This is a genomic window from Intestinimonas butyriciproducens (assembly GCF_016901775.1).
Classification (GTDB): Bacteria; Bacillota; Clostridia; order Oscillospirales; family Butyricicoccaceae; genus Pseudobutyricicoccus.
In genome coordinates this window covers 52,112-64,167 of record NZ_JACJKW010000015.1, presented here as the reverse complement: position 1 = coordinate 64,167, position 12,056 = coordinate 52,112, and the positions used below count along the sequence as shown (strand labels likewise).

Sequence of the window (12,056 nt, the reverse complement as noted above, 5' to 3'; positions counted from 1 at the left end):
CTACTCCTTCTGGAATTGCGCCAAAGTTCCATAATTGCAGTCCAGGAACTCATTGAGCGGCCGCATCTGTGAATAAATCATCATATCCTCCCGGGCCAGAAGGATTTTATGGATTGAGGAAAATGCCCTCGTATGGCTCACCTGGAAAAGGCGGTTGTTCCGGCCTACATCCTCATCAAACAAAATCAGAACGCCCTTTTGAAAGAGCCACGGCGCCAGAGGGCCGATCACCAGAAACTCATCAGCGGACAGGAGCATGGATTCGCAAAGGGCCGTAACGCCCTGCACCTGGGGCAAAACCACGCAGCCGATGCCCCATTCATTGGCCCGGCGCACCAGCCCATTCAGATCCACGCTGTTCCAGTTTTCAACCGGAACCACCACATCGTGAAGGCTGCCAAACAGTTTTTGCAAGGGGGCCTTTGGGGCTGCGGCGCTCCATTCCAGGAGAAAGGCCTCCCGGATTTTGATGTCGTCCTCCTCGTTTTCCGGCTTCCGGGGATGCACAGGACAGCCGCCGCAAAATTCCTCGGCCAGGGGAAACAGCGCCGTCAGCCTTCTGGCCCAGCACCGGACCCTGGGCTTGTGCACCAGGTCGGCCATCTGCCGGTACCCATAGACCCGCATATCGTATTCCCTTTGCCGGTCTGGCTCCAGAGCCTGGCGGAGCTTTTCTTCCTCCATCAGGGTCTCTGTATCCAGCAGCCGGCAAGTAAAGGAATAGGTGTTTTTCTCCGGAATGAACCGGGCCCCCTGAATGTCAATGTAATGCTCCCGATGCAAAAGGAGAAGAGCATTCACATTCCACATCATGTTCCGCACCCCGGCGTACTGGGCATCCTCCGGGGAGAAGGAAGTGGGCACCGTGCTGAGATCCACGATCATCCGGTCCCCTTCCAGGTAGGTGCTGGGATTTTGCACCATGCTGTACCAACGCACCAGCAATTTATCCACGCCCAGAATGCTTTTGTTCACAAGACCAAATGCCGTATCCAGATCGCTTTTTTGCCCGTCTTTGCCCATGTAGGGCAGCAGCACACTGAGAGCAGGCAGGCCGTCCCGCCCGGACCGCCCCACCTCCTGATAAAACCGGCTCAAATTTTCCGGGACGCACCGGTGGACAATGGTGCGCACATTGGGCTTATCCACTCCCATGCCGAAAGCCGAAGTGGCGATCATCACATCGATCTGATTGTCCTTCCACGCTTTCAGCAGATGCTCCCGCTGTTTTTTGGGGGTATCCCCTGTGAAAGTCTGGATGTTCTTGTATCCCTGCTGCACGAATTTCTTTTTCAGCCGTTCTGCTTCCTCCGGCTCGATCACATACAGAATCAGGGGTTTGGGAAGGGTTTTCACCAGTTCCATCCCTCGGCTTTCCCGCAGACGGTAATCCCGGCATTCGCTGAACACAAAACGCGGCTCTTTGCGCAGGGTGTCGCACCGATACGCCACATTCTTCCCCTCCTGCCCGAAGAGATCGAACAGGACCTGGACCACATCCTGGGAGAGGGTGGCCGACAGCAGATAGGTGCGGATGCTGTGGCCGGACAGCTCCCGCAGCTCTCGCAGCACCACGGAAAAGATCTGGAAATCCGGTCTGAAATGGGTCCCCCAGTCGGGCACGATATGGGCCTCGTCAATGACCACATTGCAAAGGTATTTCTCCTGGGCCGCTTTCCGCAGGGCCTGATTTAGCGCCTGATTTTTCAGCAGCGCCTCAGGAGAGGTGAAGATCAGCCGCGCCTTTCGGCTTCGGATCTCCCCCAGCATCTTTTCCGCTTCCCGCGGGCCTGTATCGCCCCGATAGCAGAAAATATGCTCCTGGAATTCCTCTATCATACAGCTACACGCCTGCATATACTGGTCGGAAATCAGCGCCACGGTGGGAACCATGACCATCGTCAGCCCATGGGACACCGCCGACACCATCTGTGTAATCAGACTTTTGCCGCCGCCTGTGGGCAGCGACACCATCAGAGTGGCATCTTCTGGAAGATTCACTGCCGCATGCGCGGCGATCTTCTGCTCGATGGAGCGGTATTGGGCGAAGCGGCTGTGACGCCGCAGGATGCCGTCCCCTACGGCCGGGGCGGGGCGCTCCATCCCGCTGTCGTCCAGCCCGTACACCTGATGCACAAAATCGGGGTTGGGAAACCATTCCGGAAGAATGTCAGCGGCATCGGCACAGCCGTCTGCTGCAATGCTCAACCCGTACTCGGTTCCGCTTTGTCGGATGATGGCCTCCATCGGGGCTGGCATGGGAAAACGGCCCACGAAAAGGATGAAATCCCGGAGAAACAGCAGCAGATCCTGGCGCGAAATGGCCCCGCTGTTGTACTGCCGGTACCGGGTGAAAAAGGTCAGGCAAAGCTGGGCCCGGGTGGCCTCGCTGACCTTTCCCTCCCCCAGAAGCCGGGCATACTCTTCCCCTATCCGGCCTTCTGCCCCGCTGGCCGGTTCCTTTCCCCGGGCGTAATCGGAAAACAATTCAATGTAACTCACAAGCGGTTTACCACCTTCATATAGCAAATGGAATCCAGGGAAACAGCCGGCCGCTCCAGAGAGCGCAGGATAGCACGGTAGTGATCCTTGATCTCTTCCAGCTGCTTCAGATCTTTTCCGGCATAGATATACTCCGCTTCGTATCCATTGACCACGCGGATGATCTCTTTTTTGGCCGTCACCAGGTCGGCCTCTTCTTTGCATTTTTCCATGGCCCGTTTGTATGCCATTTTGGACGCTCTGTGGATCAATGCGCTCCACTCGTCAAAGGGATTGTGCTGGATGAACTGTTCTATGCGGGAAGTACCCTCCTCCCCGGCCCGCGCCCCCAGATGCACCGCTTTGCGCACACGATAGCTTTCCCCCAAAAAGGCATTCAGGGTGTCTTCCGGAACCTGCTCATACTCACGCCGCAATGGCAAAAAGACCCGGATCTGATGGGCCGGCAAATAGACCCCGAACTGGGACAGCAGCGGCAGCGGCACACGATGATCCAGCAAAAAGGGAATGTTGGGGCCGATGTTGTAGGTAAAAACAAACCCGGCATAGTCAAAAGTCCCCTGGGCGATAAAGGCGCAGCAGCGCCCGCGGCCGTTGTGGGATGCATTCCACACAATGCTGTCAAAAACCGAATCACCTGGGGCAAAAAACAGCAGATCCTCCCTTTGAATGGCCGTGGCCCGGTCAAAAGTGCCCAGGATCCCATGGGAGCGCCGCATACTGGGAGTGTTCCGGTATCTTTTCCAGCTGGGGGGCACCAGCAGGGCCTGCATGGCCGCATGAGGGCGGAAATGGCTCTCATTAAAGCGAATCAGCTTTCCGCTTTCATCGTTCTTTTCCGGCACAAGTCCTGCTTGGGTGGCCCATTGCAGCATGGACACCTGGAAGGGATTTCCCTCGCCGCTCTGGTACAGCTTCAGCATATGGTTCACCGCCATTCCCAGCGGTTTATAGATCTGCGCGCCGGAATCGTAAAGCTGTTCCTCTTCCACAGCATCCCTGGCGTCCTCTGTGATCTCTATGATGTCCTCCAGCGCATGGCTCAGGCCGTTGTGCAGATCGTCGGCCATGGCCTCTGCAATGGCTTCGTTCAGCTCTCCGGTGATGATCTCCATCCCACTCAGGGATTCCTCAAAAAGCCCCATGCCCCGGTCCCACACCTGGAACAGCTGGCTTTCCATGGTCTCCTCTGCAAACAGAACCACCGAATGAACCACCATGTGCCCTTCGTCCCGCCCCAGGCGGTCCAGACGCCCGATCCTCTGCTCAATGGCGTTGGCCGTCCAGGGCAGATCCAGGTGGATGATCCAGTCGGCGTTCTGGAAATTCCGGCCTTCGCCGCCGCTTTCGTCGCAAACGATGATTTTGCACTGGGGATCATTCTGGAACTGATACACACTTTCTTCCAGTTCCTCTGTGGACATTCCCTGGCAAAAAGCCACCGCCTGCAAATGGCGCATCTTCAGAAGCTCCAGGAATTTCTCATGGGTCTCCGGGAAGCGGGTAAACACCACGATTTTTCTCGGCTCATCATCGCCCACATCGATTTCCTGCTCGATGTAGTCCACCGCCCGCAGCAGCCGGCTCTTGATCTCATCGGGCCGCTCGTCCAGGTATTCATCGGCCATGCGGATTTCGTCCTCAGCCTGCTGCACCCACAGCTCCACGCTTTCCAGCAGCGCCTGGTCCTGGATTCCCTGCCGTCTCAGCTCCCGGAGCAAGGCCCAGGGGGAACTGAACATGGCCATCAGCAATGGCTGCACCGTGGTGACCACATCCTCTGCATCGTCGCACCGGTCGGCCAGAGATTGTAGCAGAATATGGTAAACATCGATCTCCCCGTAGTTTTCCTCGTTGGAACAGGGAGCATAAGACAGCGCATGCAGCTTCCGCTGCCCGATGGCCAGGCCCAGACTGCTGCGGCGGTTCCGGATGACCTTTCGCTGCACACGGTAATTTTCCGTGATGTACGACACGCACTGCTGCACCGTCTCCAGACCCTTGTCCTCGCCCTCCTTGTCCACCTGGGCCAGTCGCCGATGAAGGTATTTGTCATCCAGTATCTCCGCCAGCTCTTCCAGCAGGGCAAAGATCTCCTCCCGGCGGTCCGGGTCATCAAAATCATGGATGTTCCGCATCACCCGATTGACCCGGCGCTGGATCTTTTCCTGGTTGTTCAGCAGCTTGGAAAACCGGGACAACTCCATGGTTTCGTACTGGTCCGGCAGCAAAAGTTTCAATAGATTCAGGTACTCTTCCTTCCGGTCCTGTATGGGCGTTGCGCTGAGCAGCAGCACATGTTCCGTCTTTTTGCTGATGGAAAACACTTGGCTGTATTTGTCCGGCATGGAAAGCAGCCGATGGGTCTCATCCACCAGCAATAGATCCCAATCCTCCTGCAAGGCCTGGTGCTGAGGCCCCAGGTCCTCCAAAGCCACAATAAACTGGCTGGCCATGGAGATCAGCGCCATATCGTCCTGGGCATACAGATTGTACTTGTATTTCAGCTCCACCTGCCATTGCCGCAGCAGAGTGCGGGGAACCACATAAAGCACCCGCAAACCGGCATTTTCGCTGGTCATCACCTTGATAATGGAACAGGCCTCGATGGTTTTGCCCAATCCAACTTCATCGGCCAGCATATACCTCACAGGCCTTGCTTCCAATGCTCTGGCCACGGTGGTGATCTGATGCTCCATCAAAAACACCCTGCATCCGGAGATCACATCAAACCCATAGATGGCATTATTTACCATGTGCATATTTTCACTCACCCGCAAGCGCTGTGCATACCAGCTGGGGTTCTGAAATTCATAGTGGATCATCTGCTCCAGGGGTGAATGATCGCAGGATGTGTATTCGATCTCCAGTGCGTCTTCGGTGTATCGCCGGATCTCGCCATTGTAGAGGGTGACATAATAGGAAAAATACACATCCTCCGGCTGATGGGGGTTGGCCGTCAGGATCTTGCCCCAGCCGTCGGGCGTCATCACCCTGGCCCCTTTGCAGCCATGGCAACGGGCCACGCTGCCATGGGGAAACTCCGGTGTATCCCCTTTTGCAAAGATGTGCTCATAGAGCTTTCTGGTCCCGCAAAGGTCATGGATTTTTACCGTCACCGTTTCCGAAAGGTCGTTGACCCCGATGACCTTGGCCAGGATAAAATTTCTAGGAAATTTTTCGTCTTTTTCCTCAAATAAAACGGGGCATCGTACATACTGGCCGCAAACCACAGTCATTCCACCTCGCTAAATGCCTCGGGAGCATAGGAATACAGGCAAATATCCCTGTTCCCGCAGTTATAACACCACGGCCCCACCCGCTGTTCCGGCGTGCTGGATTGGTTGAGGTAATCCATCGTGGCCTGGAGCAGCGCCTGCCGCATGGGTTCCTGATTTTTCGCCTGGGCCTTGGGCAGCTTATGAAGAGAATAGATCCTCTTCTCCCCTTCCTGCTGCACCAGGCTTTCAAAAGCCTTTGGCCGGAGAGCTTCCGCTAACCCATTGTTTTCCACATCAAAACGGGCCTTTCCAAAGATCTGCCGCATTTTCATATGACTTTCACTGTATTCCCGAACAGGCTGCTGCCTGTTGTGCTGGCTCTCCGGTGTAATTACCCGATTTTTGAAATAATTGTCCGCTCTGCGGATCAGATCGGAAAATTCCGAATTACGGTTGCGCCAGAAGGGGAAAAAGCGTTTTATTTTGTCCGCTTCCTGCTTCACCACCCTGTAATACTGCCGGGCCGCCTGTTCTATTGTAAACCCGGCCAGCCGCTTCCACACATTGGCCACCAGCACATTCTCAAACAGCCGCCCGTACAAAAACAGGTTGGATACACCGGGCTGAGGGTTGAGGACATAATCCAGCAGGTACTTGTATGGGCACAGGAACATGGCCATCATCTGATATTGGTCATACTGCATGGTGGTGATGTTCTTCCCCTCCAGAGCGCAGACCAGGGCGTTGTCATCCTGGGACACCGCCAGGGAGATCGCCTGCTCCCCCACCCCCAAAAGCCGGAGCAGATGGTATTCTTCGGTGGTTTCATCCCCGTACTGCCGCACATAGCTGATGCAGGAATCGCATTGGTTGTAATACAGCCCATAAAAAAGACAATAGCGAAGAAATGAGCTCCTTTCGCAAAGGGCCGCATAATACACCTGAAATTGCAGATCAATGGGGGTATAGGCCGTTTCAATAAAGCGCTCAGAAAGGGGCCAGGGCAGCAAATCGTTGACCGATTGGTTCATATCCCGGTCGGAGACGCAGGCAAAGTGGTAGATCTTGTTCTGCCCCGGCCGGTTTTGTTTCTTGCTGCTCAGGATATCGCCGTCGATCTGCTCGAAGTTTTTCACCAACCAGTTGGGATCGGGCTGTTCCTTTTGTTTCAGGAAAAAGTAAATTCCATTCCGCAAATCCTCAAAGGTACCCTGCATCTTATTGGATTCGGAAGTCAGCTGCACCTCTTCAAACCGCACCAGCAGTTTTGTAATCAGATCCCGCTCTTCCTCATTGGCCAGATCGTCCTGCCGTTCTTTCAAAAACTTCTCCAAATTGCAGAAGTGCTTCCGAAAAGACAGGTAGTGGGAACTGATTTGCTGATCGTCTGAGCGAAACAAATCGCAGGCGATCTTATTGATGGACTGGATAGCCCCCATCAGATCGGTAATATTTTTCTGACTAACCTTGTACTCCTGGTAAATAGTCATGCGCCGAAAGGGAAAGGCATTGGAGCCTGCAACGGCCCTCCGAACCTCCTGATACTGAGGTAAATAATCCTTGTGCAAACGCTCCATCAGCTGGGAATAGGTGGCCACATTGGCGAAGAGGGGCTCTAAATTCATAGCTGTTTTCAGCAGCTCTGCCGCCTGGTATTTAGCCAGAATGCCGGAATTCAGACACTCCCGGATATCCCTGTATTCAATACGGATTTCTCCTGCTTCCCAGTCCCACAAACGGTACAGCGCCGAAAAAAACTGGCCAATGGGGTAGGAGAGAAAATGACGGTTTCTGGAATATTCCGGATAATAAATCTGCAGCAGTTCCTCTACATCCTTGTTGGCCGTGTAGATCAGCTCGTTCATCCGGCTGAGCACCGCTGCCGTCCCCATCTTTTTCTGCGGCCGCTCATACAGATACCGCTCATTTTCTATACGCTCTTTGGCTTCCTCCACCCGATCTGAAATGTACCCCGCATATTCCGACACATTTTCAAAGAACTTCACCTTCATGTCCCGGTATAGGGCAAAGTTTGCTTTGAAGCGGGGATTAAGACGGTTTGCGCCATCTTCACACATCAGGCCCATGGCTTCGGCCAAGGCGTGTCCCGGTCTGGGCAGCTGGCCCGGCACCCGATAGGTCTTGATGTTCTGGTCTGCGTGGGTTTCCGCTCCAAAATATTGGTAGATATAATTCCAGGAAGAATACATCGCTGGAAACTCTTCCTGGAAATTGTGCAGAAAAATGATCTCTGTGCCTTGCTGCTCCAGAGCTATGATAAACCGCAGTTGTATGGGAGAAAACTGATGCACCCCATGGATGACAAGTTTTTCTCCGCTCCACTTTTCCGCCGCAGCAATGCCTCTGTCATACATGGCCAGCCGTTTGCGGTAAAATTCCTGATTTCGTCTGGAGCTTTCCTGGTTTCTGTTTTGAAAATCCTCTTTTTCCTGGGCGGCTTTGTCCCGAATCACCTGTTTCATCACCGGAATGGTGGGCGGGGCCGGAAAAGCAAACAACGGATTCTTTTCTTCCTGTATCCCCCTCAGAAGCTGGATGAACAGCCGTTGTTCCTTGTTGGCCGCCTCCGGATGCAGCGACGCCGCAGGAATATCCAATTCCACAAAAAGGCGGATGGCTTCCAGCATGGAATTTTTATTGTGCTTCAGCGCCGACAGAAAGGCATCGTCAAATTCACCGGTCTTATCGTTTTCAGGCAGTTGTGCATACACACTGGTCAGATATCCATACTGTTGGATCTGGCCTGTGATATTTCTTGTCCAGGAGCGGAATACCCTTTTGTCGCCAATGATCTCATCCAATGGACAGATCAAGCAGTGGATGCTGTCCTGCATCACATCCACCAGGCCATTGACCAGAGTACGGGATGAGCACAGATGAGGGATGGCCTGAATCTCCTCCCAGAAATCTGTCTCGTGTAGCCGGTAGGGATCGGTATATGTATAAATTTTATAGGACATTATACTTCCCCCTCCCAAATCATGCTTTGCCAGCTTACTGTGTTTTTGTTGTCCACTATCAGCCACGAAAAGGACCGTATGGCCCGGGTCATTGCCACATAAAGAATGCGCATTTCTTCCCGCTGCCGCTCTTCTGCCTCTGTGACCATATCAAAAAAACTGTTCTGATAGGTTTGCTTTTCCACTGTCCGGATCTGGTATCCGATGCGGTAATGCCCATCCTCCAGGGATGTGCTGATATGCAGATTGGCATTTTTCGGCCGGTTGATGGCATTCCAGCAATAGGGCAAAATCACAGAACCATACTCCAATCCCTTGGCCTTATGCACCGTGATGCTTCGCACAACAATGGGATTTTCTTCCGGATTGTAGGTGGGATTGCGGCTGTCCACATTCTTGCAGGAGCGGATGTTACTCAGCAGAATATCCGCCAGCGAGTTGATGGTCAGCACATCCAGGTTGCAGGCTGTCATCAGCTGCTCAAACAAAAGGTCTACATTCTGGCGGTAATAATCTTGCTTCCATTGGTTCTCTCCCCCATAGGAAACCCATGGTTTCAGGGAGGAATAGATCGTGCGCATCACCTGCATCACCGGCTGGATACGCAAACTGCGCACCACTTTATTCCAGCTAAATTCCTGATCGCCCCACTTCCCATCAATCAGGCGCTGCAGCGCCTTGGCCTGATCGGTGTCGGTCACTTTGTTCCGCTGACGCCAGCCGCCCTTCTGCTTCTGGCGAAGATGATACAGATAGGCCTTGCTGGCCCCGCCGCCAATAAAGTTGGAAGCCACCAATGTATAAAGATAATCCGCTTCATCATAGTGAAGCAGCGCATTGGCCAGGGTCAGCATATCCAGCGCCGGCTCGGTGCGGTAGAGATCCCCGCCGGTATTGGTTATGACTTCAAAAGGTAGCTTCCGCCGTTTGGCTTCCTGACGGATGGCATCGGCCTGCCAGTTTTCACGCACCAGAATGGTAATTTCCTTTTCTTTGCGGCTCAATGTACGGCCATTCTGCTCTTCACATTCTATGCGGCGAATCTGCCGCTTCACTTCTTCAAACAACGACCCCATCAGGTATCGCTCTTCACTCACATGAATTGCCTTGTAAAACTTAGAACCAGAGCAGTCCTCATTAAAGGACCTGGTTCCGACCAGCTTGTCCTCCTGCGGATCATAAACAAGCAGCGGGTCCTTCTCCCCTTCTGTGATCCCCCACTGCGAAAAGGATTTATCAAATAATTCCAAAAGGCCTATGTCGGTTCTGAAGTTTTTGGTGAGAGAGAATGTCAGCCATTGATCTGTTGTTTCTTCAATATGCAGCTGATCAAAGGCCTTTTCCTTTGCACCTCGGAACCGGTAGATGCATTGTTTGATATCACCCACCACAAACAATTTATATTGCAGCAGCTGTGCAATGGATTTTAGTGTTTCGATCTGCACATCGTCAGTATCTTGAAACTCATCCACAAACATAAACTGGGGTGTGCCGGTCTGCATCTTCCGCAGCCGCTCCACATTGTCCGGATTCTGAATGCATCGCTTCAGCACCGACATCATGGTGCTCAGATGGATCTGATTTTCTTTGAGCAGCTGCGCCGAATAGGCCTTCTCCACATCGGGAACCAAGGATGCAAACAGCTGGTGCAGTTCCTTTGCGCCATCCCAGCCCAGCTGACCATCCAGCTCGCCAAAGCTAGATGCATCCACATTCTGCACATCCACGCTTTGATTGTGAAGATGGTTAATAAACTCCAGAATATTATTCTGTATGGCATACACCGGCTGGCCCAGTTTGGCTGTGTAGTTGTCACCATGCTGTCTTACCTTTTCTTCCAGGTATTGGTCCAGCTTTTCTTCCACAATCTGCTTTCTGATGTACTCCCCCGATGTGACATGGAGTTCCGCACCATACCCCAGCTCCATCCCCAACAGGGAAATCAGGTATTTGCCATAGGAATGAATGGTGCTGATGCGCATATTGTCGATCAAGCCCATAAATTGCAAATAATTTACATTGCCGGTGAGCAGATAGAAGTTGTTGAAATATTGCTTGATTTTCTCCTTCATCTGATTGGCCGCATCGTTGGTAAAGGTGATCATCACAATGCGATTGGCCATCTCCTGCACATTGCAGCTTTGTGTCCGACAAAGAAAACCGATGCGGGAAATCATGGTATATGTTTTTCCGGTACCGGCGCCGGCCCGGATCAGAATATTTTTCGATGCTTCTGCGTGCTCTATTTGGTATTGCTCCCAGTTAAAGGCGCTGTGCTGGCCGATCTCATGGAGACGCCGGTTTTCCTCTTCCCCTTCTGTCTTGCCATCGGCCACACAAAAAGACGGAATATCTCCGCTGAGCCCATCATCGGCCAGGCCGATCAGACAGTTAAAGATACGATATTCTGATTGCGAGGAAATTTTTTCCGTTTTTTCTTCTTCCAGACACAGCTTCAGATTTTCTCCCCAGGCTGTAAGCCCCCGTTGCGTCAGGGCCCCTGCGATCGCCTGCACCAGTTGTTCCATTAAAGCCCTATCCCGTACAACAGCGGTGATCTTCGTTCCATCCAGATAGTATTGCACAATCTGTCGGATCTGTTCCTGGGAGGGATGCTCGCCTTTTTGGAAAAAATAAAAAAGTGAGTATATGGTATCCCTTTCCAGCGGGACGGTGCGCACCATCTCTTCTTTTTTGTCTTCATCCAGGCTGCTCAGATCCAATTCCGACTCAAAAATCTGCCGCACCTGAAGCATGAGCTGCTTGTCCAATGGATTGCAATGGGAAAGGCTCCTCTGGCCATTGCCCATGGCCAGGTTCATTTTCCGATACAAAGCGGCTTTGTTGACAAAGTCGTCTTTCAGCAGTGTGGTCTCCGGTTCACAAACAGATTCCAGATGCTTATTCTGATATTCCTCCGCTGTCAGCTGGGGAAAACAAACCAGAGGAAAGATAAATGGCGTCTTTCCCGTTTTCTGACGGATTCGATTGCGCAATGAAAACACATATCCCCGGGCCTGCTTCGTGGGACTTGCACCCTCTTCCCCTCCGGAAGAAGTCCGGATGACGATTCTGTCTCCATTTTCCACCCGCTGAATGGTTTGCGGCCGCCAGGCCTTGACCTCGATCACGGCAATCCCCTGATCAGGAAGCAAAATGCACACATCAAACTGCGTGCCGAAAACCTCTCTATTGCGATAAATGATGCAGGAGTCGTCCAGATACTCCACGCATTTCTCAATGACATAATCTTCTCCCCAATTATCCGTATGAGGATCAGACCCAATAAAATGTGCCATTTTGTCACATCCTCGCTTCGCCCATTTGTCTGAAAGTCACAAACCCTGCTAAG

The 12,056-nt window shown here is 52.9% G+C and carries 4 protein-coding genes; all 4 read right to left on the bottom strand.

What is annotated here, in order from left to right:
- Genes H6A25_RS09110 through H6A25_RS09095 form a run of 4 tightly spaced genes read right to left on the bottom strand, consistent with a single transcriptional unit; the run spans position 1 to position 12,003 of the window.
- Positions 1-2,502: a helicase-related protein gene (locus H6A25_RS09110; protein ID WP_204751838.1), complete on the bottom strand. Its 2,502-nt coding sequence runs from the start codon at positions 2,500-2,502 to the stop codon at positions 1-3.
- Complete coding sequence (locus tag H6A25_RS09105; RefSeq protein WP_204751836.1) at positions 2,499-5,741, bottom strand: SNF2-related protein; 3,243 nt, start codon at positions 5,739-5,741, stop codon at positions 2,499-2,501. Before H6A25_RS09105 ends, H6A25_RS09110 begins: the two co-directional genes overlap by 4 nt.
- A complete protein-coding gene (locus tag H6A25_RS09100) occupies positions 5,738-8,704 on the bottom strand; it encodes a hypothetical protein (RefSeq protein ID WP_204751834.1) in 2,967 nt (988 codons plus the stop codon). Before H6A25_RS09100 ends, H6A25_RS09105 begins: the two co-directional genes overlap by 4 nt.
- Positions 8,704-12,003, bottom strand: a complete 3,300-nt coding sequence (locus tag H6A25_RS09095; RefSeq protein WP_204751832.1) for a UvrD-helicase domain-containing protein — start codon at positions 12,001-12,003, stop codon at positions 8,704-8,706. The genes H6A25_RS09100 and H6A25_RS09095 overlap by 1 nt, the downstream gene beginning before the upstream one ends.
- Positions 12,004-12,056 lie beyond the last annotated feature (53 nt).